The following is a 25,278-nucleotide window of genomic DNA, read 5'->3' on the forward strand; positions in this document are numbered from 1 at the left end:
ACTTGGGCACAATGTTATCGAGAAAAGAGTATCTTTGCAATAGGCTTGTTGATGTTTAAAGGAATAGGATTACTTCAAGGAAATGTTGTTCGCTTATCTCATGAAATTTTTCAAGAGGTTCTTACTCCTGGAGATACTGTTGTTGATGCTACTTGCGGTAATGGTAAGGACTGCTTGATCTTGGCTAAATTATTAAAAGGGGAAGGAAAACTTATAGCCTATGATGTACAAAGAGAAGCTTTGGATAAAGCCTCTCTTTTATGTTTCAACTCCCTCTCTCCTGAAGAAAGATCTATTATAGAATTCAAAGAGATGTCACATGAGTATATCAATGAAGCTGGTGCTAAGTTGTTTCACTATAATTTAGGCTATCTTCCCAACGGTAATAAGAGCCTTACTACTTTAGAGACATCAACTCTTGTTAGCGTTCAAAAGGCACTCAATTTAGTAGCCCCTCAAGGAGTGATTACGGTCGTATGTTATCCAGGTCACAAAGAGGGAGCGAATGAAATGATATCTATTGAGAGACTAGCGAGTGGATTAGATTCTAAATTATGGGAAGTAGGATCTTTCTATATTATGAATAGAAATAAAGCTCCAAGACTCTTAATTTTCCGTTCTCTTAAGGTAGACGATAAGGAATAATGCGGATTTCTTCTTCTAAGCTAATTCCCTGAGATTTTAATTTATCTCGAATCACCTGGATAAGCTCCTTAACTTCGTAAGAAGTGGCTCTCCCTGTATTCACAATAAAATTTGCATGCTTAGGAGATATTTGTGCTCCTCCTAAAGAAAAGCCTTTTAAACCCGCTTCATCTATTAGCTTGCCAGCAGAGTTTCCTGGAGGATTACGGAAAATACATCCAGCGGAGGGTTGTTGGTAAGGTTGAGAGAGTAGTCTATTTTGAAGTAGATCTTTAGCTATTTGTACAGAGGAAGTGTTTTTTGATATACGGAAGGTTGCGGATAAGATAAATTCGTTATGATTTTGAAAACGTGATTTTCGATAACCGAATTCTAGTTCTTCCGATTGGTATGAAAGGATTTCTCCATTAGAATTAATTGCTTCCACGCTTTCAACTACTGAGGCCGTATCTTGATTGCCAATACCAGCATTCATAAATACCGCACCTCCAACAGATCCAGGAATACCTACGGCAAATTCTAATCCTGAATATCCTGATGTGGACAGGGTTTTACCTAGAAAAGAAAAAGACATCCCTGAATATACTTTAATAGTAGTATCTGAGAGAAACTCCTTTCCTTGGATACTATTATATAAGACAAAGCCATCAAATCCTTGATCATCGAATAAGCAATTAGAACCTTTGCCTACAATAATAAAGGGGTGGTTTTGACTATGTAAAAATTGAATAACTTGCTGCGCCTCACTTGCCGAGTGAACCTCTTTGAAGTAATTCGCTGGGCCTCCAATACGAAATGTAGAATACTTACTTAACCAAACACTACGACGAACTGAGAAAGGAAAATGAATGACAGTAGATTCTTTCACGTTTAGGATACCAGGTAAGTTTAAGATATAGTTAGGTCTAACAACATACTAATGAAGTTTCTGGATGTGTTTCCGGTATAGATAAACGAAAAATATCATTTAAAACTGCGTGAATAAAAGTACAGGCCTCAATATAGCTAAATTTTTTTACCAGCCTTGTGGCCTCAGCAATTAAAATAGCAGTATTTATAGGTTGACCATGGAAATGCTCGAAAAGAGTTAAACGCAAAACATTTTTCTCCATCAAAGTCAGTTTCTCAAAAGAAGTATTTTTAACTGTTTGAGCAATTAATAAATCCAATTCAGGAGACTTTGCAAGGATTTCTTTTGAAAAATTTAAAGCTGAGAAAGCGTGCTTTTGAGTCACAGCGGTTTCAGACATTAAAAGAGGAACAAGACTTTCTTCAGATGCGGGATCCATACCTAAGGCATAAAGCATCTGCAGCACAATCTCCCGCATTTTTTGTTTGGGGAGGGGACGAGAAATCTTGACGTAAGACCCTAAGGAACTTTCAGGGGTCAGCGTAGACATTATGACACCAAAACAACGATGATTTATTAGTTATAAAAATACACTTTCAGTTTGCCAAATTAAGAACTTAGTATAGAAAGATGCGAAATGAGAAAGCATTAAGGTTATATTTTAGAAAGTTTTAAATGCAACAAAAAATCATGCTCTCAGATTTGCTCCTAGAACAGTTTTTATTAAAAACGTTGTAAAGACAAGTTTTGAAAATATTAAAAATTTCTAAATAAAGAGATAAAAAGTTGATGGACAAAGCACCAGACAATGGGATTTCAATTGCTTTTCTTTTATGGATACTCTAAGATCTTAGCTTTCTTGTCTAGGTAAGGGGAAGATTATTTCTATAGATTTTTTCCGCGGCAAGGTACTGACCTCTGATCATTTAAAGAATCGTGTTAACGAGTAATCGGGATAGAGTGTGGCATTAAATTTAAAAATTAATAGACAGATACGAGCTCCTAAGGTCCGTCTTATAGGTTCTTCTGGTGAACAATTAGGCATATTGAATACCAAAGATGCCCTAGACTTGGCTAGAGAAGCTGATTTAGATCTTGTAGAAGTTGCTTCAAATAGTGAGCCACCCGTATGTAAAATCATGGATTACGGTAAGTATCGCTATGATCTAACGAAGAAAGAGAAAGATTCTAAGAAAGCTCAGCATCAAGTGCGTATCAAGGAAGTCAAGTTAAAGCCAAATATTGACGAAAATGACTTTTCTACAAAGCTAAAGCAGGCTAGAGCTTTTATTGAAAAGGGGAATAAAGTAAAAATTACATGTATGTTCCGAGGTCGTGAACTTGCTTACCCAGAACATGGGCACAAAGTTGTGCAAAAGATGAGTCAAGGTCTCGAAGACGTAGGATTCATAGAATCTGAGCCAAAATTAAACGGCCGTTCTTTAATTTGCGTAATGGCTCCAGGAACGGTAAAAACTAAAAAAAAACAGGACAAAATCAATGCCCAAGATGAAAAGCAATAAGTCCGTTGCGGCGCGTTTTAAGTTGACAGGTTCTGGTCAGTTAAAAAGAACCCGCCCAGGGAAGAGGCATAAGTTATCAAAAAAATCTTCGCAAGAAAAACGCAACCTATCTAAGCAACCTCTAGTAGATAAGGGTCAGGTAGGAATGTATAAGCGAATGATGCTTGTTTAAGGATAAAAGGATTTTATTATGGTAAGAGCAACAGGTTCAGTAGCTTCCAGACGTCGTCGTAAGCGTATATTGAAACAGGCTAAAGGTTTTTGGGGAGATAGAAAAGGCCACTTTCGTCAAAGCCGATCTTCTGTAATGAGAGCTATGGCATTCAATTACATGCATAGAAAAGATCGTAAAGGCGATTTCCGTAGTCTTTGGATAGCTCGTCTTAACGTGGCTTCTAGAATAAATGGTCTATCCTACAGTCGTTTAATTAATGGCTTAAAGTGTGCTGGAATCGATTTAAATAGAAAAATGCTATCCGAAATGGCTATTCATAACCCAATGGGTTTTACAGAAGTAGCCAATCAAGCAAAAAAAGCTTTAGAGGCAACTGTTTAGGAAACTAATCTCATGACGATTCAAGAGGAGCTTGAGGCTACAAAGCAACAATTTTGTACTGAATTAAATCAAGTTAACTCTTCAAAAGATCTTTTCGACCTAAGGGTTCGCTATTTGGGAAAGAAAGGTCTTTTTCGTTCTTTTGCAGATAAATTAAGGGAGTGTCCTCAGGATCAGAAAGCTCTAGTGGGTGCTTCCATAAATGATTGCAAAACTTATATTGAGGATTTAATTCGAGATAAAAGTAACTCTATTCTTATAGAAGAAGAATCCACAGAATTTCTCAAAGAAAAAATTGATGTTACATTACCAGGTGAGCCGTGGTGTCCTGGAGGCAAGCACATTATTAAAACAGTTTTAGACGATGTTGTGGATATCTTTGTTCATTTAGGATTTTGTGTTCGCGAGGCTCCGAATATTGAAAGTGAAGAAAACAACTTTTCTTTATTGAATTTTGAAGAGGATCATCCTGCTAGACAAATGCATGATACTTTTTATCTGGATACTAAAACAGTATTGCGCACACATACGTCTAATGTTCAAGTTAGAGAACTTAATAAAGGACAGCCTCCTATTAAAGTTGTAGCTCCAGGCTTGTGTTTTCGCAATGAAGATATTTCGGCACGTTCACACGTTATTTTTCATCAGGTAGAAGCCTTCTATGTTGATTGTAATGTAACACTTCCTGACTTGACAGGGATGTTGACCGAATTTTACCATACGTTTTTTGAAAGGAAAATAGAGTTGCGTTTACGCCACAGCTACTTTCCTTTTGTTGAGCCGGGAATAGAAGTTGACGTTTCTTGTGAATGTCAGAGAGTAGGATGTGCCTTATGTAAACATACTGGTTGGCTGGAAGTGGCAGGAGCTGGTATGATACATCCTCAAGTTTTGCGTAACAGTGATGTTGATCCTGAAATCTATACAGGGTATGCTGTTGGCATGGGTATTGAGAGGTTAGCTATGTTAAAACATGGAATTTCTGATATCCGTCTTTTCTGTGAAAACGACCTAAGGTTTTTACAGCAATTTTCTTAAGGAAGAATGGCAGAGCGGTTTAATGCACCTGTCTTGAAAACAGGAGACCTGAAAGGGTCCGGGGGTTCGAATCCCTCTTCTTCCGTTCCTTTTTAGATACCAATCCTTTAGCTTATTCGAGCTTCTCTCTTCTGGTTTTTATCTTCTTTTTTATTCTTTATTTTTTATTTGTTCTTAATTTCTTTATTTCAGAGTTTTATTAACTATAGTTTTATTTGTATTCTAAAATTAATTGATAGTTAAATTATTTTTATAATAAACTAATAAAACGATTGTCAAATAATAATCTAATTTTTTGATTCCTTTAAGAGGAAATATGAGAAGATCTTGTTATAATTTTGAAAAAGCATTGGAGCATTTAGAGAAATTAAAAAAGATTTCTTATAGTTCTCCATCATCTTTTATAGAGAACGCTAAGTTTGATGACATGTTTTCTGTTGATCATCATGTCGGTGAAATGAAGCAAGCTTTGAAGAATATAGAAGATTATCTCAAGAAAGCAGGTTCTTTACCCAAGAGTGAGGCGAATAAGGCATTACAAGAATCTAATTTCCTTATTGCTGGCGTGCAGAATGTATTTTCGTTTTTAGAGAGTCGAGAGAGAGAGCTATATCAGAGCCTAGTTCACGACTATTCTGAGTTAAGTAAGGTTTATAGTAAGACTCAAGCAAATCTTAGTCGAAAAATCATCAAGGAAGAAGATGAGGATTTAGTAGAACGAGAATTAGAAGAAATGCATCAAGAGGAGCGTTTCTTAAATAATCTAGTAGAGGTTAAGCGAGATCGTTCTTACGAACTTTTCTATATGTCTGATGAAGAAAATAAGCGTTTCTATACTGATACACTTACTCAGATTATTTGTAAGCAGGGAAAAGTTCACGAAACAGCTCATGAGGGCGATCCCTTAACAAAAACGATTTTATGGAATAGTGAAGAACTCCACAATCTAGCTTCTTCTTTAGTATTTACCAATGATATGCCTATACGGCTATTTTATCAAAAGGCTCTGAGTGATTTAGAAACAGAATCCACGGAAAAGATTCACAATGCTGTTATGGGATTATTCTTTTCTAGATACGATGCTACTGTAGTTTCTAATAATCCTAAAAAAGATAATCTTCATTATTTCAATGATTTTCTCTATTTCCTTAGGGATGCATGGAAGACTTTGAGTAATAATACTCATGATCAGATGCATTATCGACATTCCCATACATTAATGTCCGCGTTAAGTAGTGGAATCTTTGAAGGTAAACTCGTATTTACAGAAGCCGCTCGGTATTTATATTTTCATATACATACGAAACTGCAATTAGAAGGGGATAAAAAACCTCTATCTTCGGGACAATATGTTTCTGAAGTGTATGAGGAGTTGTATCGGTTACTTTCTAAATACCCAAATGGACCATTATTTAAAGCTATAGACAGAATGCTTGATCAGAATTCCCCAGTATTTGATCCTATTATTTTAGGTATGTTTCCCGGAATAGAAGGAACTTTGAAATTAGGGGATAAATCGATAACAGTCATACGATCTCCGAGCCCTATAACGCAAAGCTCCATATTGTATGCTAATTGTAACGAAGAATTTATGGGCTTTCTTAATGCTAAAGCAGATTTAGGAGATACCACCTTCATTTTAAATATACAGAATCGTTTATCTAGGAAAGATCGTGCGCGAAGTCGTGTGATAGAAGAGAGCTTGGATAGAATTGATAGAGCGTTCATATTTTCATTTCCAGAACCCGAAGATCTTCTGAAAAGCATAGAAAGAGTACACGGAGAACAGGAAACTTTTTTTGGATTCTTTTCGGTATTAAAAGAAGAGTTCAATAAATCGGGATCTTTATCGCTTTTTTTTGTTCCTAATATATCTAAAGGGCAAATTCATGAATTTTTAGATAATAGTTTATCTGTTTTAAAAGATACGTTTTTCTCTAAGAAAAAGATCTTATTTAAAAATGATAAGCTATTACTTCTGCATATTATTTCTTATCTGCTTGTCTTTAAGCTTATAGAAATTATAGATCCAAATAATCTTATAGTTATGTCTAAAGATGGTTTAGATTATGCATCGATATTCATTGCAGGATTTACTTTCTTTGCTGGCGAAGAGTCTTGGGATGAGCATAGACTCAAATTACTCATGGTAAAAGTGCTTGCGCCTACTTTAGTAGCTAGAGACCGTTTAATATTCGTAAATCATATAGAATTAATGAGTAAGTTTCTTAATTGTTTAAGGAAAAATAAACAAAACTTGTCTAATTTCAAGTCCTTCTTTAGTTATGATTTAGAGAAATGGGATTTCTCAGGTTATCTCAACGAAATTACTGAAGCTTAGCATAAGCATAGTTTGTAAATATTGCTAAGGCGAGTAGAGGGAATAACATTACGGGTAATATCGGCAAAACACTGCTATTAGATAATACCATCCCTGCTTTTAAGAAGACGAAAAAGGTATTTATTGTACCCAGGGGAACGAGATAAGCGAGCGTTACTGTAGATACACGACTGAACCTTAGACAAAGATAAGCAGAAATGATCATCGCTGATATACAAGCTAAAGGCGAAATCAACATATAATAAAATGTAGATAACAAAGATAAAATACGCTGGGGGATAGTTGTTGATAGTCCTAATCCTGTCGCATTCCAAGGAATAGCCCGGAAAGATTCCGAAAGGCGGTTTTTCCCTCCTGCTGTGAAAATCTTAGAAAAAGGATTATCATAGAATCCAAATTCAATCTCAGGGAATTCTTTCATATCTGAGAATTCACTAAGTTCCATATTACCAGATTCTGTTTCTGAAAAACGTATAACATCAAGACCGATAGGAAGAGAAGGTGTTGTAAACGCTAGTTTTTCCATTGTGTAAATAGTCTTTGGATTTTTAATCCAAAATACTTTGTTAAGAGTTAAAGCTTTTTGTTCAATAGAAGAATATAATAAGACGGTTTGATCTTTAAGATAGAGAGCAGGGACTTTATCTTGCACCTTGTCCAGTGTTCCACGATCCATATGTTCTTTGGTTGTGGATATTTTTTCACATATAGGATGTAACCATTGAAAATTTGCATATAGAAGTAAGGTGATAATGAAGCTGGAACGAATTAAGGGAGCTGTTAGAGATTTCAATGAGAGTCCTGATGCCTGTAGGAGAAGGACTTCCCGTTTGTTTTGCATTGAAAATAATGTAATCGTCGTAGCTACAGCAACCAGCTGAGGAATTAAAAATTCTGCTTTAAGAGCTATCTGAGATAGATAATACAGGATAGAAAGTTTTAAAGAGGCACCCGAAACTAATGAGGTTGTATTTCCTTTGATAGCATGCAGAGAATGATGAATTGAAGCATAAAAAACAAAAGCCAGTACTATTAAAGATATTAAAGACAGCCAAAATTTAGTTAATACATAACGTTTCCAAATATACATAATCTACGCATAGCCTCTGCTTTCTCGATACGCACGGATAGCAAAAACTATCCAAGAGATTATCTGGGGAATAATAAACAACATAAGCGCAGGAACTAGTGTTGTAGTATTTTTGCCAACTATTAATAAAATCAAATCCATCACAGGAAAGATACAATAGATGGCTATAGATTTGCGAAATCTTGGTTTGTAGGTCCCTAAAACCATTCCTGAATATGTCAATGTGATGCAAAGCAAACCTATACCAATTCTTCTTAGGGTTTCCGGTAGATGTGCATGGCTGAACGATTGTTTAACAAGTTGCTTCCAAGGCAAATAATCTGTTCGTGTTTTCATGTAAGACTTCCCCGCGAATAATGTTGAAGTAATTTTAGGGATTAGCATCTCATCCAAAGTTTCTATATAGTATTCCTTAGAATTGGAAGAGTGCTGATCTGTTAATGTAGAAGGAAGTTTTGAAATCATCACAACATCTCTGGCTTGTACAGTATCATTTGCTACATCAGGGATAATAGTTTTAATAATTCCTACATTGGCAATTTCCTTATCTCTTTTTAAAGCAATGATCACATTATCAAATTTACTTTTTGCACAATGATCAACGGTAATGAAAATACGATTATTTTCTTTTTTCTGTAGCGTCTGAAGTAGAAGTGTTGGCGAAGTCATCGCCATATTAGCAATTTCTTTACAGGTTTGAAATCGACAAATAGAGGCGAGTTCAGAACATGTATAAAAATTTATACAACAGATGGCGCAGGAGACCATCAGGACAGGGAAGGTAATAATTCCTTGAGAAGCTCCAGATGCCTTAAGGAAAGTGATTTGGTTATTATCAGAAAGACCTCGAAAAAGCGCAAAAGCTGAAATAAAACAAGAAATAGGAAGAATAAAAGGCAATAAGTATGGAATTTGATAAGCTGTTAGCCGTAAAACTGTCGGATAGGGAACGTCTTTTGCTATATAACTGACGATTTCTTGAAGAGAACTAATGATAGAAATACAGATAAGACTAAGCGTACAAAAAGTAACGGTTCTTAAATAACGGAAAATTAAGACTTTCCATAAAATAGGCATAGTATACCTGGTATCAGGAGTTCTTTAAGGTTAAGGATAATGTGACAGTATTTCTTCAAGTTGATAAGCCTTAACTTATTTGTAATGAATTTACACGGACATGTATTTAGATTATGTTATCCTGTCTACTCAGAAATGATAAGCGATTAGAAGTTTTTTTTTCTGCTTTAGATATGAAAAAAAGCTACTTACTTGCTTTATCAGGAGGAAGTGATTCATTATTTCTTTTATATCTCCTTAAGTCTCGAGGAGTCTCTTTTATCCCAGTCCATGTAGATTATGGATGGAGAGAATCTTCCTATCGTGAGGCTGAAGAACTTAAAATTAGATACGAGGAAGAAGGGATCCCTATTATTATAGATCATGTTCCTCCCGAATGTAGAACTTCAAAAGATCCAGAAAATGCTGCGCGTCGCTATCGTTATGGATTATTTCATAAGGTATGTAAGGAATATAATCTGTCGGGGATATTTTTAGCTCATCATGCTAATGATCAAGCTGAAACTGTATTAAAGCGCTTATTAGAAGGGGCATCCTTAAGTAATTTAAAAGGTATGGCTCAAGAAACATATTATCAAGGTATCCCACTCTTTAGGCCCCTGCTGCACATTCCTAAACAAGTTTTAGTGAATGCTTTAGATGAAGAAAATATTCCTTATATTCAGGATGTGACCAATACTGATGAGCGTTATTTGCGCGCCAGAATGCGTAAGAAGATATTTCCTTGGTTAGAAGAGATTTTTGGTAAGAATATTACACAGCCTTTATTGACATTAGCTCAGGATTCTGAGGAACTTTCTTGTTATATGAAATTGCAAGCGGAGCCCTTTCTTGAAAACATACAACAAGAAAACGCAACATGGTCTATTGAAATTCCTAAAGCATTGATGGACCAAGTTTTTTTAGCAAAATGGGTTTGTAAGGAATTCTTTCTTAGGGCTGGAGTGGTTGTCTCAAGGCATTTCTTGCAAATGATTTATGATCATTTACATCGTGATTTACCAGCGCAAATGCGACTTCGAGATAAAAGAGTGATCGTAAAAGCTGGGGTAGTAATGATAGAATAGAAAGTATATAATGATGATTCTCATTGTATATCCGAAGATGATGAGTAGTAGGTCATTGTATATACAGTGTTTCATATTTTTTTTATTTTATAACTAGGTTTTATAAACAAAATAATAAAAAATATGCTATATTAAATAATTACCTGTCTGATTGATTAGCTTAGTTGTGTAGTTTATGTCTAAAGATAAAAAAATGAAGCCCGAATCGAAAAAAAATTTTCCTACGGTATTTTTTTTCCTTCTATTTGGTGTAATCTTCGGTGTGATCGCCGTTCAAAATTTTCTAGTCGCCAAGAAAGCCCGGGTCAGTTTTAGCCATCAGCTAGAGCATTTAGTAAACTTAAAATTGATTTATCCCGAAGATAGCCGAAAGATTGCTCTGAATGATAATTTAGTTTCATTTAGTGGACGTTTTCGTGAATCTCCAACAGCTGAAAGCCAGCTACGCTATCATTATTTGGAATTAATAGATCAAAGACATCAATTAGAATTTGATCTTCAAGAAATAAATAAGAGTTTAGATAACCTTTCGAAAGAGGTCGAGAGCTCTGTTTTATGGTTTTCTGCAATTTCAGGATCGCCTATTCCTGAAACAGGATATTTAATTTCTCCTAGCGTAGAATTAGGAAAATCTTCTTTAGCAGCTCTTGTAGTTGAAGGTTCAAATAATTTCCAAATTATCAATTTACGTTCTTTGGAGCAGCGTTATCAAACTCTTCCTAGATCTAGTGAGAGTCTGCGTACATTTGGTTCAGATTTATATGAACTGATTGGAAAGTATCTATCTCCCGCTTTAGGGGTGGGCTCTGAGAGTTTGAAACGCGAATTAAAAGATCTCTACCAACAAGTAGAGCTTTCTTTAACTCAATCGATGGATGCTGAGCAGCTTGGTATTCTTTATCAGAAAGTTTTAGGTTCTTTACAGAGAATTTCTTCATCACTAGCTTTATCTGATAATGGCGAGCGTTTTGGTCAGTTGCGTTCAGTACGTCTATATCGTGAAGAACGTAGTAAATATGAGAAACTCGTCGAAGATAGTCAGATCAATCAAGCGCAGCTGGATAAGCTTCGAGGAGAACTCAGCCAGGTAGTTTGGTATTTCAATAATCAGGAGTTATCTTCTCGAGCTTTAGAAAAACAAGATCCTGAGGTATTTGCTCATTGGTTTTCTGGAGCAAAACAAGAATGGGAAGGTTTTTCTCATAACCGTACCTTAACTTTTAAGGCACCTGATCAGCCACGTAACTTGGTATTAGAGAAAACATTTAAAAGTGAGGAGCCTGCTCCACATTATATAGGATATCTATTTACATTTTTACCTATTATCCTTGTGCTTGTCTTTGTCTATTTCGTCTTTTCCAGACAGGTGCGTGGTATGAATGGTTCTGCGATGTCTTTCGGCAAATCTCCAGCACGCTTGTTAATGAAGGGACAAAATAAAGTTACTTTTGCTGATGTTGCCGGTATTGAAGAGGCTAAAGAAGAATTAATAGAGATTGTAGATTTTCTAAAAAATCCTACAAAGTTTACGAGTCTAGGGGGAAGAATCCCTAAAGGTGTATTATTAATAGGACCTCCTGGAACAGGGAAAACTTTAATAGCCAAAGCCGTTTCTGGAGAAGCCGACCGACCGTTCTTCTCAATAGCAGGTTCGGATTTTGTAGAGATGTTCGTTGGTGTTGGTGCTAGCCGTATTCGTGATATGTTTGAGCAAGCCAAGAGAAACGCTCCTTGTATCATTTTCATTGATGAGATTGATGCTGTGGGTCGTCATAGAGGTGCGGGTATTGGTGGTGGTCATGATGAACGTGAACAAACATTAAACCAATTACTTGTTGAGATGGATGGTTTTGGTACGAATGAGGGGGTTATCCTTATGGCTGCAACTAATCGTCCTGACGTATTAGACAAGGCGTTATTGCGTCCTGGCCGTTTTGATCGTCGTGTGGTTATGAATTTACCTGACATTAAAGGTAGATTTGAAATCCTAGCTGTACACGCTAAGAGAATCAAATTAGATCCTACTGTAGATCTTATGGCGGTAGCGCGAAGTACTCCTGGGGCTTCTGGAGCTGATTTGGAGAACTTATTAAATGAAGCAGCTCTTCTTGCTGCTCGTAAAGATCGTACTGCAGTTACTGCTGTAGACGTTGCTGAGGCTCGTGATAAGGTTCTCTATGGTAAAGAACGTCGTAGTTTAGAGATGGATGCTGAAGAAAGAAAAACTACGGCATACCATGAATCAGGACATGCTGTTGTAGGTCTTTGCGTGCAACACGCAGATCCTGTAGATAAAGTCACAATTATTCCTCGAGGTTTATCTTTGGGAGCCACGCATTTTCTTCCTGAGAAAAATAAGCTTAGCTATTGGAAAAAAGAACTTTTCGATCAATTAGCTGTTCTTATGGGAGGTCGTGCCGCAGAAGATATCTTTTTAGGAGATATTTCTAGTGGTGCTCAGCAAGACATTTCTCAGGCTACAAAATTAGTCCGTAGTATGGTCTGCGAATGGGGAATGAGTGAACAATTAGGTACTGTAACTTATGATGAACGTTCGGATGCTTCTACGGGTTATGGATCGTATCATGAAAAAAGTTATTCGGAAGAAACAGCAAAAGCTATTGATGGTGAATTAAGGGCATTGTTAGATGCTGCCTATCAGCGTGCTTTAACAATTATCAGAGAGCATCGAGATGAAGTAGAGCTTATGACTCAGATGTTAATTGAGTTTGAAACTTTAGATGCTAAGGATGTTAAAGAAATCATGGATCATACATGGGATCCTGAAAAGAAAAGAGCACGTTTGAAAGAAGAAGGAATGTTGTTCAAGAAGGTATCTGATGATTTGCCTCCACCTCCACCTCAAGAAGACGCTATGAAAGATGGTACATTAAAACTCAACAACACTACTACTTAAGCTAGTTTTTGAATTTAGTAATGATATTAAAAAAAGCCACATAATTTATGTGGCTTTTTTATTTTCTCAAGTGACTTAAGAGAAACGAAGACTATTCACTAAGAGTAGCTTTATGACTGAGTTTATATTGACCTTTTTCGTTAATACTTAACAACTTAACAGCTAAAATATCTCCTTGCTTAACGAAATCGCCAACGTTTTCTATACGTTGTTTAGAGAACTCAGAAATATGACAAAGGCCTTCCTTACCAGGGAGAATTTCTACGAAAGCTCCAAAAGGAACGATAGATGTCACGCGACCTTCATAGATCTTACCAACCTCCACTTCACCAACTAAACCTTCAATAATAGACTTAGCTTTTTCTATTGCTTGTGGAGAAGATGCTGAGATACTGACAAGACCTGAGTCATTAATATCAATTTGAACTCCAGCTTCGTCAATAATTTGACGAATCTGTTTGCCTCCGGGCCCAATAACGGTAGCGATCTTGTTTGGCTTAATTTGCATCGTTTCAATACGAGGAGCATATTGTGATAAATCTGTTTTAGGAGCTGCAAGGGCTTCTTTCATGGTGTCAAGGATATGTTGACGACCAGCTTTGGCTTGAGCTAAAGCTGCTTGCATAATTGCAGGAGTAATACCCTCTACTTTGATGTCCATTTGGAATGCCGTGATTCCTTCGGTATCCCCAGCAACCTTAAAATCCATATCTCCTAAATGATCTTCTAATCCAGAAATATCTGAAAGAATAGTTACATGATCATTATCTAAGATTAATCCCATAGCAATACCGGCTATAGGAGTTTTAATAGGGACCCCAGCATCCATTAAAGCTAAACAGCCTCCGCAAACAGAAGCCATAGATGAAGAACCGTTAGATTCAGTAATATTGGATTCTATACGGATAGTATAAGGAAACTTTGTAGGATCAGGTAAAGTATGGCTTAAAGCTTTTTCAGCAAGCTTACCATGACCAATCTCTCTTCTTCCTGGAGAGCCTATTCTTCCTACTTCTCCAACAGAGAAAGGAGGGAAGAAATACTGTAAGTAAAATTTAGCTAATCCTTCCCCATTCAAGTCTTCATACCGTTGTGCCATGGCTTCGCTACCTAAAGTACAAACAGCCATGGTTTGCGTTTCTCCACGAGTGAATAAACAGCTTCCATGGGTTCTTGGTAAGAAGGATGTATCAATGGAAATAGGGCGGATTGTTGTTACTGAACGTCCATCAGAACGAACACTTTGTTCGCGTATTAAAGTACGCATGTAATCTGATTTAGCTTGTTTAAAGGCTGTTTTAATATCCAATGCTGTGAAGATTTCATTTTCTTCTAACAACTTCTCTACAATGTTATTTTCTAATTGTTTTGAAGCAGCCTCAAAAGCCTTCTTTTCTTTGATTTTCAAAAGATCAGAGAATTTACCTTCAACAAATGCATTTACAGAAGACTGTACTTGTTCTGGAAGAGGAACAACAACATCAGAGTTCTTTTCCTTACCTATCTTCTTTTGCCAATCTTTGATTGCCCCGCAGATTGTTGCTATATGTTTATGACCAAACTCAATAGCTTCAATAACCTGCTCTTCTGTAAAGAAATCACAATGACCCTCTATCATTAAAATAGCATTTTCAGTTCCCGCTAAAACGAGTTCCATTCTAGAAACATCCATTTCAGCTTTTGTCGGATTCACTACCCAACTATTGTTGACAAAGCCAACACGAACACCAGCTACAATACTAATTTGAGGAATATCAGAAATAGCTAATGCTGCAGAAACACCGCAAATAGCTATAGGATCGGGGAGAGTTACCCCATCATATGACCATACATAAGATAAAACTTGAACATCCTGCATTAACCGATTTGGAAAAGAAGGACGCATAGAGCGATCTATTAGACGAGAGGTTAAAATTTCTCTTTCAGTTGGGCGACCCTCTCTTTTAATGAACCCACCTAAAGTTTTTCCTATAGAAGAAAATTTTTCTTGATAATCGACTCTTAAAGGAAGGAAGTCCACCGGTTCTTCGAGATTAGCCGCGCAAACAGATGAGAAAACCCAAGTTTCTTGCATGCGAGCAAGAACGGCGCCGTTAGCTTGACGAGCAATTTTCCCCGTTTCAAATACTAATGTTTTGCCTTCTTCGAGGGTAACGGAAATAGTTTCAAATGTCATGAAGGACTCCTGATTAGATCTTATGTTCGGGGAAAATCAATGAAAGATTATTTTCTTAGATTTAATCTTGTAATTAAATTTTTATATCTTTCGGTGTCTGTAGAGTTAAGATACTCTAAGAGCTTTCTTCTTTGTCCTACCAGTTTTAGTAGGGCTAGTCGAGAATTTTGGTCTTTAGGAGATCTCTTGAGGTGTTCTTTTAGTTCTGTAATGTGTTCTGTTAATATAGCGATCTGCACATCTGCTGAACCGGTATCTTTTTCATGAAGTTGAAACTTTTTTGTAATTTCTTCTTTAGTTCCCTTATCCAAAGACATTGGATGTCTCCTTAAAATAAAATAATTGCCGCAAAAGCCAATTATACTTGAGAAGATTGTTAATGTACACCTTTTGGTATGGTGAGACGGGTTTTTTTGATTTGTAAATAAAAATTCCACATTCTGAATCTGATTCAAAAATGCTTGTTAAACTAATATGAGGACTTTTTACTGTTTATTATATAGGAGTCTTTTTTTTATAATCTGATTCAAAAAGTGGTTATGAGTTATTTAATATAAAGCCAATGGATATAGAAAAAGATATATTTTTTATGAATCAAGCTCTAAAGGAAGCTCGTCAGGCATATGACGAAGACGAGGTTCCTGTAGGCTGTGTTATAGTTAAAGATAATAAAATAATTGCTCGTGGTCACAACACTACGGAAAAGCTACAAGATCCCACAGCTCATGCTGAAATTTTATGTATAGGGGCTGCAGCACAATATTTAGAGAATTGGCGTTTGGTAGATGCTGAGCTCTATTGTACTCTAGAGCCTTGTTTAATGTGTGCCGGAGCTATTCAGCTGGCTCGCATTCGTAGAACTGTCTGGGCAGCTCCAGATTTACGTTTGGGCGCAGGGGGAAGTTGGATAAATGTTTTTACAGAAAAACATCCATTTCACCATGTCGAATGTTTTTCTGGAATCTGCTGTGAAGAGTCCGAACGATTGATGAAACAATTCTTTATAGAGAAGCGAAAAGAGAAAAATGAAAAATAAAATACATGATTTATTAAATCAGCTTTATGAGAATCAAAAATCTCGTTTACAAGATGTTGGAGAACAAATCATTCCAAACTTAACCTCGGATGATGTATTGCAACCGATGGATTTCTCTATACTAGAAGAAAATCCTTTTTTTAGGTTTGAAGAAGGTGTTCTTTCTGGATTAGGAGAAGCAAGAGCAGCAATTTTAGCTTTATTTGCCGATGAAGCTTAAAACATTCGGGATATTCTGTAAGGATTAGGAATTTTCTCTTTATAGCAAAAGAGAACTCCTAACATTATTGATAGCATTGATCCAAAAAATATAGCAAAAGCTCCTGAGAACAGAAGAATAAAAAAGTAGAAGGTTGCTAAGACTACAAATCCCCATTTGCGTGATAGGGTAATGGGAAAGGGATTGAGTCCAAGACGTTTTTCCGGATCAAGAAAAACCCAAATTAACACTAGCGTGCTAATCAAACATTCTGGACCAAATAGGGCTTGTGAACTGTGAAATAGTTTTAAGCATGCCCAAATTACGACTCCTGTGATAAGAGTTTGGCTAACAATAAGAACTAGGAAAGTCATAGATCCTAGTTTTCGAATAATATGGTTGGTCGCTTTATAGAAGAAAGTAAAACCAAGTACATTTCGAATAAGTAAGCGCTGCGTGATATCCATACATCCTTCTTTATGGATGCACAGAGAATCTGCGGTAATCAGGGGGTAAGTAATAAACTGCCAAAATTTATGTTTATGTATTCCCGCTGTGGATAGTGCTAAAGTTTCAATAATCCCTGGAATACCAAAGAGTTTTTTCATCAGGTAGGAAAGTAAAGGAGAAATACACGAGGTTATTAAGATAAACGAAGGAAGTTGTCTAAGTACCTGAGTGAGAAACGGGTTTTTGTTATGTTTATCTGGGAAGATAACCCTCATGGAGGTTTTACCTGATTCTTTATCTTTTCAGTAATGCCTTATATTAGATCATGGATTGTTTTATTAGAAGTCCTTATCTAAATAATTAATCAGACGGAGATGTCGTTAGATTTGCTTTAATAGTATATTCTTTTAATGAAGATAGGAGAGCATTAGTTGCTTGCAATAACTTCATAGACTCCGTAGACGTAGCATTTACAGCTTTTTGGTTTGCTTGAGCTCTTTGTTGTGCGGCAGAAAGTTCTTGTTGGATTAGCTGTCGATTAGCAGTAATTTGCTGATTCGATGTTTGAAAAGCTTGAATTTCTGTTTGGTTTTTATATTCAGGCTTATTTTCGTCAAAGTTATCAACTTTTTGAAGGTCAGGAACTTTCAATAAAGGCAAGTTGATAAGCTCTTTTGTTTTCTTTTGTTGTGCTACAGTATTGTCTTGTAGCACTGCCATAATTGATTTTCCAAATTCTGTAGTTGATGTGGATAATTGTAGCATTACAGAAATACAAAAGTAGATAGCCGAAGGTTTATTGATCACAATACTATCGGGGACAACTTTTGTACTTGGAGGAACAACTGTTGGGACTTTATCAACGTTTGATGCTGTAGATTGGATGCTCATTATACTAAGTTCCTTAAGATTAAATGTTTGCTATCAAGCTCACGATTTGTGAGAACGTTTGAATTAAAGCCTGACCTACTTGTAGGGACTGTTGGATAATATTGTTGTTAGTATTCAAGTTACTTGAAATCACTTGGGAACCATTTCCTAGTCCTGAAATCTGGTTTTGCAGAGCTTGTCTAGAAGCTCCAACAGCTTGGTTGGTTGCTTGAACATCCTGTAAAAATGCCGAAGAGTTATCATTTAATTTATTCTTAGGGATAGTTACATATTGGTATAAAGCTTCTTGGTTGTTTAAAAAAGTTTGAGCGGAAGCGTTAGACTGAAGTTCTTGAGCGATAATAGATAAGTTATCCTGAGCAACCAATACTGACTGGTATACATAGTACACGGTAATAATCAGTGGGTTGGAATCTTTAGCAAATTTTGCAATAATTTCGTCAGCTGTTGCTGTATTAGGTCCACCTGTAATGGATGTGCCGGGAACGTCAATAGCGGCTCTAGGGCTAGTTTGAAGTGCTGGAGAAGAGAACCACATAATTTCCTACCTATTTTCTTCGATTAACTTTAAGTTGTTTTCCTACTTGCTTATGAAGGAGGTTTATTGAGTTGGTTTACTGTACTTCCAATGGAACTTGTTGTTTTTAAGAATGAGGAGTCTTGAGAAGCTAGTTGTTGGATGATATTGATGTTCGTAGATGCGTGTGAGAGAATAATTTGTCCATTTTGTCGAGCAGTCACTAATTCGTCTTGAATATTTGATCTTTGAGCGGAGTAGTTTTGGTTTTGGTTTTGTACTCGAGTAATTTCGTCTTCTTTTCCCCCAGCACTTACTACAGCAAATTTGATTTGATTAGTTGCTTGGTTTAATTGTTGTTGAATATTAGTATTATCATTTAATTGTTGTGATTGAGTCAGAACTGTTTGTTGTCGAATTTCAATCGCTTGTAAAAGAAGCTCGTAAATGCTAAAAAGCAATGCGCCAATAGGAGGTGTGTTTAATGGATCCAGTGGGGGAAGTTGAGCAGCCTGCGTCGCTTCTCTAGTTGCTATCGAAGCCGTAGATGTGGTGCTTATAGGTTGTACTGTCATAATAGAAAAATTTTTAGTTTTGTTTAGTTTTATTTTACCAACAAACAAAGCGTTTTATTAAATAATAAATTCAATTAATAATTGGTTTGTTTAATAAGTTGTTTTCCTTTAGTAACAAATAGAATTAAAAAATTTTGCAAGGAAAGTAAAAAAGTTTTGATCTCTAAAATTTAGAGTTTCTAAAGAAAATAAAGGACTTGTTATCAATCGATGAATGAGAGATCACTAGATTGGAAATAGGGGCCTTTAGCTAGAGAGGAGAAGGAAGTGTCTGGAAACGAATGTGATGACAGTACAGGAACTTTCGATGAGGATGTGAGTGCTTATGTACTGGTGACTTGTGGGCATGCGTCTTCAGATGGCAAGATGAAAGTAGAGATGACCTATGAAGGGGATCCTGCTGTAATTAGCTATTTATTAACTAAAGCTCAAGATTCTCTGGAAGAGTCTTAGGAGTATTCTTGTATGGGATTTGAGGCCATGCACGTTTTTAATAAGCATCTTTATCAGAAAGTCTATCAAGGATTTAGATGGGAAACCTTGTTGGGTAGATGTAGGTCTTTCTCAATAGAGTGGGTATTTCTATCATCTATAGTTTTGATTTTCTCTGGATTAGGTTGTGCTTCTATTGTGGACACGACTTTACTTTTATTGATGATGTGTTTTTCTGCTTTAGCATTAGTTGCTTCTGTATATTTCCGTTTTTGGGGATATTGTGTAGTTTCTTGTTTATTTCTATTTGTATACTACTATAAGCATATTGCTACTTGTTCTTCATTATTATGGGCTTTGGGATTATCTGTGGCCTTTTTGTTGTCTTGGGGAATTTTTGTTTTCGGTATATCTCTTATCGACGAAGAAAATGAGGAGCAAAGACAAAAATACGATCAGCTGTCGAATCAATATACTGAGATTCAAGTGTCTTATGATAAAGCAGTTCACGATAAAACTATGGCGTGTGAATTTTTAGAAAAACGTGCATGTGCTTTAGAATCTGAGCTTCAAGAATGTCGTACTTTGCTGCAAGATTCTTGTAAGAAGCAGGAGCATATGGCTTTAGATTTGCAAATTCTTGCTGATCAGAAAAATAGTTGGTTAGAAGATTATGCTGTTTTACATAATGAATATGTTCGTCTTGTAGCTGGGGATGAAACTACTTCAGTATTTTCTTGGGTATCTGGAAAAGAAACTTTCTCTAATAGTGAAGAAAGACGTGAGGACGCCGAATTATGGATCCGAGCTTTACATGAAAAAGATGAAAAGGTGTCATCTTTAGAAAATGCTCTTATTGAAGAGAAGTTATTAAGAAAAAACTTAGAAAATGAATGCCATAGTCTTAAATCTCATATTGAAGAAGTAGATCAGTTACGCTCGCGACTAGAAGAGTTTCAGAATCTTTTAAACCAGAAAGACGAAGAACTCACTCAATTACACGTTCTTGTGAATCAACAAGAAACTCTTATTAAAACTCCTGTTGCTGATGAATCCAAATCTTATAAAGATAAGTATTTACAGCTAAAGGCACAGTTTGCTGAAAAGACAGAAACATTGGCAGAAGTTCGTAAAGAGCTTTTCTTGGTTCGTGAGGATTATCTTACCTTACAAAAACAAGAGGAAATGACCTCAAATTTTGCAGATATGAAAGATATTGAGATGATTCAAAACCTTCTTGCACATATAGAGTGCTTAGAAGAAGAGATTACTTCTCTAGAAGAGTTAGTATCTCATAACCTGTCTCAGTAATTAATAGAGTGTGCTCCCATTGTGCACTAGGCTGATTGTCGCAAGTTCTTGCTTCCCAATGATTCCTTGGATCAATAATTCCTTCTTTTTTCCCGACATTGATCATAGGTTCTATGGTAAATGTCATCCCAGGAGCTAAAGGGATATTACTACGGTTTCTATAGTGAGGCACATAAGGGTTTTCATGGAATTTTATTCCTACGCCATGACCTACGAACTGATCTACCACAGAAAACCCATAAGTATCAGCACAAGCTTCTATAGCTTCACCAATCTCATATAAGGGTAGGTTAGGTTTTAATACGGCCATAGCTGCATTGAGACAATCTAAAGATGCTTGACAGACGCGTTTCTTGATATCAGAGACATCACCGATCATAACCATACGACTACAATCACCATAGTATCCATCAACAATACAAGAAACGTCGATATTCATAATATCGCCATTCCTTAAAGGAATATCATTCGGAATCCCATGACAGATTACTTCATTAAGTGAAGTACAAATGGTTTTTGGAAAAGGTGGAGACCCATAATTTAGAGGTGCAGGGATTGCGTTATATTCTTTATGTAATTGACGTGAGAATTGGTCTAATTCTTCTGTAGTTACACCTTCTTTAGATGCTTTACAGAGTGCATCAAGAATGCGTGCGGTAACTTGACAAGCATGACGAATTTTTGCAATTTCTTCAGGAGTCTTTAAAATAATATCATATTGTGACGCGTAATACTGTTTTTGTTGTTCCCAAGATACTTGAGGGGCCTGGGGATAGTGGCAATGTTTCCACTTGCGTTTGCTTCCACACCAGCAGGGATCGTTTCTTTTCATCTAATTACACTACTTAATATAAAAACCTATGTTAAATGCTATTGAAATACCTTTGAGCATGAGGTTTGCAGACATTAATAATAAGGCAATACTGAATAATCTTTCTAAGGCAACTAAACCAGAAGACCCGAGAATGCGGTTGAAGAAACTCGAACTTAATAAGGTGAATACAGATAATACCCAAGCGATAATCATAGCACCAAGAATGAGTTCTTTAGAAAACAGATCTTCTTCCATATAGCTAAGCAATGAAGTAATAACTGCTGGTCCGGTGATTACAGGAAAAGCTAAAGGAAAGAAGATAGGCTCTGATTGAGGTTCAGATGAATCGGATTCTATAGGTGGGGGCACCAACATCATTTTCAATGATACCGAAAACAGTAAAACACCGCCGATGAATTGAAATGCGTATAAGGAGATATCAAGAAATTGAAAGAATTTTCTTCCAAATGTGACAAAAAGTAATAAGGTAACAAGAGCAAAGATACATTCTCTAAGAATGATACGTTGTTGCCTTTTTGCCGAGTAGTGCTTCAATAAAGACACAAAAACAGGAACAGATCCTGGAGCATCAAAGAGCACGTAGAATAGTAAGCTAAGATTAATCAGAGTTAATAGCATAAGACGTCTCTTTTATAAGAAGGCTAATTGCAATCCAGACATAAGTAGCTGTGTACCTACAATTGTCGCGAAAAGACCGAGTACTGTTTGTGTAGCGAGGAGTACTTTAGCCTTTTCCTTTCCTCCGCCGACAAAAACTTGTAGGATAATCGTTGCTAAAGAAATAAGGATCCAAGAAAGAACGAGAATAAGAGAAACAGAAGCAAAGCTATAGCGTTTACCTATTAAAATGCAGCAAGCTGCTAGCCAAGAAGGCCCGATCATAAGAGGTAAAGCTATAGGTGTTACCAAAGATAGAGCAGAGGGAGATGTAAAGCCTTTCCAACTATTTTCTCTACTTAAATTTAAAATAGCCCGCATTCCCGTCAAAGTGACAGCAATACCCCCAACAACCTGTATTGCGCATAGAGGAGTTTTTAATATATACAGAGTGCCTAAAGCTGCCTCATAAAGAGCAAACATACTAAAGAGGGCAAATACACTTTCTCTGGCTAATAGCGATAAACGCTCACTTCTAGAGTAACGAGCAAGTACATGATTTAATACTAAAACATTAGTTAAAGCATCAGCCGCTAATAATAATATGCAAGCCTGGGGTAACAAAAAATAAATAGTGTCCATGGGAAGAATTTTTATATGCTAGGGCTATTATTTTTCAAGGTAATCAACTAAAGTGTGGAGAAACATAGAAATCACGATACCGATAGCTAAATTATCTTATGATAGATGAATCCATAGCACATAGCATAAAGCTTTATACTAAGCCTTTCTCTTCTATTCTTTTATTTGGTCCTCCCGGAGCTGGTAAAGATTTACTGGGAAATTTCATAGCCCACGGGGACAGTCAGGTTTATGTTTCTCTTGGTGATATTTTTCGTTGTTATCCTATAGGATCTCCTATTCGACAGCTTTTTCATAAATACGCAGTTTCTGGATCCTTGATTCCTGATGAAGATGTTGTTGCCGTATGGAATTATTATGTTCAAGGATTGGTTGCTACTGGAAAGTTTCTGCCAGATCGTCAAGATCTGCTCATTAGCGGTCTTCCAAGAACGGTAGGGCAAGCCAAGCTTTTAGATTCATATATTACAGTACGTCATGTAATTATTTTAGAGGTGCATGAAGAGGCTAAGTTACTTGAGCGTACGCAACTATCTCTTTATAGTAAGGGAAGAATTAACGAAGTTGGTATTGAAGTATTGCAAAAGCGTTTGCAGTCATATCAAAAAGATATTGATGCCATCATTCAACACTATCCTATTCATAAGGTTTCTCGTATCAGTGCTGACCAGAAACCGATGGAAGTACTTCGAGATGTATTATCTCGGCTTGCTCATGTATTTTCTCATCCTGGCAAACCTGTGAGTTAGACGGATATATCTGACTTAGAGAAAAGTTACTGATCTTAGCTGCAAAGTTTGGATAACGATGTACTATAGCTTGTAATAAGGTATTCCCTAGTTCTTGACTTAAGGGTTCTTGAGATTTTGCAAGTCGAGGAAGTGTGGCCTCCCATTGAAGAACTTCATCTTTCACAATTTTAGGTGTGTCGGGGGTTGCTTTAAGATAAGCTTGAAAAGCTTTTTTAGGATATTTTTTACAGTAGTCAATACTTTGTTGAAGAGCTATTTGTATAGCTTCAACAACTTCAGGAGATGTAGCTTTTGTATCTTTTTTTCCACATAAGAGAAGTTGAGGTCCGGTAGGAAGTCCATAAGAATCGGAGAGGAAACAACCTACAGGCATTCCTAAAGTATCTAGTTTAACACCTTCAATGTTATAAAAAGCTCCATAGAGGAAATCAATTTTTTTCAATAACATTGGTGAGATTAAATCAGAGCTTACATTTCTTACGTCTGAGGGAATAACTCCGTGTAGACGCAACGTTTCTAATAGACAGGAAAGGTCCCTCGAGTTGTTTAAACAAAAACCCAATACTCTATTATTTAAATCTTCAAATTTTGAAATATTGTCTTCTTTTCTATAGATAAACCCCTGTAGGGTGGAGTCTATTAAAGACCCTACTATTTGTACGGGAGCCCCCTGAAGAGAGGTTTTTATTACTCCAAGGGCGTGATAGAGAGTCAGGTCTACTTGTTCAAATAGAACATGAGGAATAACAGCACCAGTATCTGTACTTTTTTGAATATATAAATCTATACCTTGGTTACGGAAAAATCCTTTAGAAACTCCTACATATAGAGGAATATGGTTAGGATTAGGAGTCCAATCTAAAAGTATAGTTATGGGGGTGAGGTTACTTGGGTTTATTTGTTTAGTCTTGACTTTCCATATAGGTAGGATGAGCAAAGGAATGAGTAGAAAAGCAAATTTTCTACTTGGCAATCTAAATCTCTTCGTTGTTTTCTCTATGCGAAATAGAGCAAAGGTAAGTTTTTCGCTTAGCAGAATCGATTGAAATAGAATAAAGGTTACCGTTGTTAATGCAAATAATCCTGAAAAGGTCATTTCCATATCGTAGTTTCTTCGACTTTCAAGAATGAGAATACCCAGACCGGACTGTGAAGCTACCCATTCTCCAGCAATAGCAGCAAATCCTGCGGATCCCATAGCAATTTTTAATCCGGAAAATATATGAGGAAGAGCATTGGGGAGGCGTAGCTTAATGAAAATTTGTTTTTTTGTTGCTTGATGTAAAATAAATTGTTCTAAGAGTTCTTCAGGAGTAGATGTGATTCCTTGATAGATTGTTATTGTTAGCGGGAAAAAGACTGTGAGTGCTGTTGGGACAATAACAGCATTTAATCCCCAACCAAACCATAGCACAATTAACGGCGCTAGGGTGAACATAGGAGTACATTGTACCAGTATGAAAAATGGATTTAAGAGATCTTTTGCTGGCTTATAGGTCAGCATAAGGATTACTAATCCTATCGACAATAATAGTGCTAAAAAGAATCCCCCTAAAATACCTCGCAGAGTATACCAGGAAGAAGAAAGAATAAGATTCATAGAATCTGAAAAATTCACTGCTATTTTTGATGGCGGTGGACAGAGAAAGGAAAATGATGCGTTATTTTTAGCAAAAAATTCCCAAAACAAAATTAAAAATGAAATAGTTATAAAGTAATGTAAAAACTTTTTTTTCATTTTGTAAATCTAGAGGAAGAAAT

Annotated in this window: 27 protein-coding genes and 1 tRNA gene; 14 read left to right on the top strand and 14 right to left on the bottom strand. The window is 36.3% G+C overall.

All coding sequences use genetic code 11. The annotated features are described in order from the left end of the window. Window positions 1-51: 51 nt before the first annotated feature. Window positions 52-645 (top strand): class I SAM-dependent methyltransferase, encoded by a 594-nt coding sequence (locus tag O1W70_RS04200; protein ID WP_332381649.1) that lies wholly within the window; start codon window positions 52-54, stop codon window positions 643-645. Here O1W70_RS04200 and murB read toward each other — a convergent pair. Further along, complete coding sequence (gene murB / locus O1W70_RS04205) at window positions 623-1,513, bottom strand: UDP-N-acetylmuramate dehydrogenase (RefSeq protein WP_332381648.1); 891 nt, start codon at window positions 1,511-1,513, stop codon at window positions 623-625. The two genes, O1W70_RS04200 and murB, sit on opposite strands and share 23 nt — an antisense overlap. A gap of 37 nt (window positions 1,514-1,550) precedes the next feature. Then, the gene (nusB, locus tag O1W70_RS04210; protein ID WP_332381647.1) at window positions 1,551-2,045 is read right to left on the bottom strand and encodes a transcription antitermination factor NusB; all 495 of its coding nucleotides are present in this window, start codon (window positions 2,043-2,045) and stop codon (window positions 1,551-1,553) included. A 412-nt stretch (window positions 2,046-2,457) separates the two neighbouring features. Here nusB and infC point away from each other — a divergent pair, with 412 nt between their 5' ends. The 6 genes from infC (at window position 2,458) to O1W70_RS04240 (ending at window position 6,953) form a co-directional block, all read left to right on the top strand. After that, window positions 2,458-3,018, top strand: coding sequence for a translation initiation factor IF-3 (infC, locus tag O1W70_RS04215; RefSeq protein WP_332381646.1), 561 nt, complete (start codon window positions 2,458-2,460; stop codon window positions 3,016-3,018). Beyond that, the gene (rpmI, locus tag O1W70_RS04220; RefSeq protein WP_011006725.1) at window positions 2,996-3,190 is read left to right on the top strand and encodes a 50S ribosomal protein L35; all 195 of its coding nucleotides are present in this window, start codon (window positions 2,996-2,998) and stop codon (window positions 3,188-3,190) included. Before infC ends, rpmI begins: the two co-directional genes overlap by 23 nt. Before the next feature lie 18 nt (window positions 3,191-3,208). Next, window positions 3,209-3,574 carry a 50S ribosomal protein L20 gene (gene rplT / locus O1W70_RS04225; RefSeq protein ID WP_332381645.1) on the top strand — a complete coding sequence of 122 codons (366 nt, stop codon included), beginning with the start codon at window positions 3,209-3,211 and terminating at the stop codon, window positions 3,572-3,574. A 12-nt stretch (window positions 3,575-3,586) separates the two neighbouring features. Further along, a complete protein-coding gene (pheS, locus tag O1W70_RS04230; protein WP_332381644.1) occupies window positions 3,587-4,612 on the top strand; it encodes a phenylalanine--tRNA ligase subunit alpha in 1,026 nt (341 codons plus the stop codon). Beyond that, window positions 4,613-4,697, top strand: a tRNA-Ser gene (locus O1W70_RS04235). A 231-nt stretch (window positions 4,698-4,928) separates the two neighbouring features. After that, window positions 4,929-6,953: a calcium-binding protein gene (locus tag O1W70_RS04240; RefSeq protein ID WP_332381643.1), complete on the top strand. Its 2,025-nt coding sequence runs from the start codon at window positions 4,929-4,931 to the stop codon at window positions 6,951-6,953. Here the strand turns inward: O1W70_RS04240 and O1W70_RS04245 are convergent. Continuing rightward, entirely contained in the window at window positions 6,940-8,043 is a 1,104-nt protein-coding gene (locus O1W70_RS04245) for an LptF/LptG family permease (protein WP_332381642.1), read from the bottom strand. The genes O1W70_RS04240 and O1W70_RS04245 overlap by 14 nt on opposite strands. Before the next feature lie 3 nt (window positions 8,044-8,046). After that, the gene (locus O1W70_RS04250) at window positions 8,047-9,120 is read right to left on the bottom strand and encodes an LptF/LptG family permease (RefSeq protein ID WP_332381641.1); all 1,074 of its coding nucleotides are present in this window, start codon (window positions 9,118-9,120) and stop codon (window positions 8,047-8,049) included. 113 nt (window positions 9,121-9,233) lie between these two features. Between O1W70_RS04250 and tilS the strand changes: the two genes are divergently transcribed. Both tilS and ftsH read left to right on the top strand, forming a co-directional pair. Continuing rightward, entirely contained in the window at window positions 9,234-10,187 is a 954-nt protein-coding gene (gene tilS / locus O1W70_RS04255; RefSeq protein WP_332381640.1) for a tRNA lysidine(34) synthetase TilS, read from the top strand. A 175-nt stretch (window positions 10,188-10,362) separates the two neighbouring features. Beyond that, window positions 10,363-13,104 (top strand): ATP-dependent zinc metalloprotease FtsH, encoded by a 2,742-nt coding sequence (gene ftsH / locus O1W70_RS04260; RefSeq protein WP_332381639.1) that lies wholly within the window; start codon window positions 10,363-10,365, stop codon window positions 13,102-13,104. A 91-nt stretch (window positions 13,105-13,195) separates the two neighbouring features. On the opposite strand, the gene pnp is transcribed toward ftsH, so the two are convergent. Beyond that, window positions 13,196-15,280, bottom strand: a complete 2,085-nt coding sequence (gene pnp, locus O1W70_RS04265) for a polyribonucleotide nucleotidyltransferase (RefSeq protein WP_332381638.1) — start codon at window positions 15,278-15,280, stop codon at window positions 13,196-13,198. A gap of 47 nt (window positions 15,281-15,327) precedes the next feature. Then, entirely contained in the window at window positions 15,328-15,597 is a 270-nt protein-coding gene (gene rpsO, locus O1W70_RS04270) for a 30S ribosomal protein S15 (RefSeq protein ID WP_011006716.1), read from the bottom strand. A gap of 245 nt (window positions 15,598-15,842) precedes the next feature. On the opposite strand from rpsO, the gene tadA reads away from it, so the two are divergent. Further along, window positions 15,843-16,316 carry a tRNA adenosine(34) deaminase TadA gene (tadA, locus tag O1W70_RS04275; protein ID WP_332381637.1) on the top strand — a complete coding sequence of 158 codons (474 nt, stop codon included), beginning with the start codon at window positions 15,843-15,845 and terminating at the stop codon, window positions 16,314-16,316. Next, window positions 16,306-16,536 carry a hypothetical protein gene (locus tag O1W70_RS04280; RefSeq protein ID WP_332381636.1) on the top strand — a complete coding sequence of 77 codons (231 nt, stop codon included), beginning with the start codon at window positions 16,306-16,308 and terminating at the stop codon, window positions 16,534-16,536. Before tadA ends, O1W70_RS04280 begins: the two co-directional genes overlap by 11 nt. On the opposite strand, the gene O1W70_RS04285 is transcribed toward O1W70_RS04280, so the two are convergent. The 4 genes from O1W70_RS04285 to O1W70_RS04300 all read right to left on the bottom strand — a co-directional run bounded on the left by O1W70_RS04285 (window position 16,533) and on the right by O1W70_RS04300 (window position 18,948). Then, window positions 16,533-17,240 carry a hypothetical protein gene (locus O1W70_RS04285; protein WP_332381635.1) on the bottom strand — a complete coding sequence of 236 codons (708 nt, stop codon included), beginning with the start codon at window positions 17,238-17,240 and terminating at the stop codon, window positions 16,533-16,535. The genes O1W70_RS04280 and O1W70_RS04285 overlap by 4 nt on opposite strands. Window positions 17,241-17,325: 85 nt before the next feature. Then, a complete protein-coding gene (locus O1W70_RS04290) occupies window positions 17,326-17,856 on the bottom strand; it encodes a CT847 family type III secretion system effector (RefSeq protein WP_332381634.1) in 531 nt (176 codons plus the stop codon). Between the two features lie 19 nt (window positions 17,857-17,875). Next, window positions 17,876-18,394, bottom strand: a complete 519-nt coding sequence (locus O1W70_RS04295; RefSeq protein WP_332381633.1) for a DUF720 domain-containing protein — start codon at window positions 18,392-18,394, stop codon at window positions 17,876-17,878. A gap of 50 nt (window positions 18,395-18,444) precedes the next feature. Then, window positions 18,445-18,948, bottom strand: coding sequence for a DUF720 domain-containing protein (locus O1W70_RS04300; RefSeq protein ID WP_332381632.1), 504 nt, complete (start codon window positions 18,946-18,948; stop codon window positions 18,445-18,447). 267 nt (window positions 18,949-19,215) lie between these two features. Here O1W70_RS04300 and O1W70_RS04305 point away from each other — a divergent pair, with 267 nt between their 5' ends. Both O1W70_RS04305 and O1W70_RS04310 read left to right on the top strand, forming a co-directional pair. Then, window positions 19,216-19,401 carry a hypothetical protein gene (locus O1W70_RS04305; protein WP_332381631.1) on the top strand — a complete coding sequence of 62 codons (186 nt, stop codon included), beginning with the start codon at window positions 19,216-19,218 and terminating at the stop codon, window positions 19,399-19,401. Between the two features lie 138 nt (window positions 19,402-19,539). Next, entirely contained in the window at window positions 19,540-20,691 is a 1,152-nt protein-coding gene (locus tag O1W70_RS04310; protein ID WP_332381684.1) for a hypothetical protein, read from the top strand. On the opposite strand, the gene O1W70_RS04315 is transcribed toward O1W70_RS04310, so the two are convergent. The 3 genes from O1W70_RS04315 to O1W70_RS04325 are packed head-to-tail and all read right to left on the bottom strand — an operon-like array spanning window position 20,648 to window position 22,765. After that, on the bottom strand, window positions 20,648-21,523 hold the full coding sequence (locus O1W70_RS04315; protein WP_332381630.1) for a methionyl aminopeptidase: 876 nt from the start codon (window positions 21,521-21,523) through the stop codon (window positions 20,648-20,650). The genes O1W70_RS04310 and O1W70_RS04315 overlap by 44 nt on opposite strands. A gap of 9 nt (window positions 21,524-21,532) precedes the next feature. Continuing rightward, complete coding sequence (locus tag O1W70_RS04320; RefSeq protein WP_213241380.1) at window positions 21,533-22,144, bottom strand: MarC family protein; 612 nt, start codon at window positions 22,142-22,144, stop codon at window positions 21,533-21,535. Between the two features lie 12 nt (window positions 22,145-22,156). After that, complete coding sequence (locus O1W70_RS04325; protein WP_332381629.1) at window positions 22,157-22,765, bottom strand: MarC family protein; 609 nt, start codon at window positions 22,763-22,765, stop codon at window positions 22,157-22,159. Window positions 22,766-22,863: 98 nt separating this feature from the next. Here O1W70_RS04325 and O1W70_RS04330 point away from each other — a divergent pair, with 98 nt between their 5' ends. Continuing rightward, window positions 22,864-23,514: a nucleoside monophosphate kinase gene (locus O1W70_RS04330; RefSeq protein ID WP_332381628.1), complete on the top strand. Its 651-nt coding sequence runs from the start codon at window positions 22,864-22,866 to the stop codon at window positions 23,512-23,514. Here O1W70_RS04330 and O1W70_RS04335 read toward each other — a convergent pair. Then, window positions 23,423-25,255, bottom strand: a complete 1,833-nt coding sequence (locus O1W70_RS04335) for an ABC transporter substrate-binding protein (RefSeq protein ID WP_332381627.1) — start codon at window positions 25,253-25,255, stop codon at window positions 23,423-23,425. The two genes, O1W70_RS04330 and O1W70_RS04335, sit on opposite strands and share 92 nt — an antisense overlap. Between the last annotated feature and the right edge of the window lie 23 nt (window positions 25,256-25,278).

This window comes from Chlamydia sp. 16-02 (genome assembly GCF_042235055.1).
In the GTDB taxonomy this organism is placed as follows: domain Bacteria; phylum Chlamydiota; class Chlamydiia; order Chlamydiales; family Chlamydiaceae; genus Chlamydia.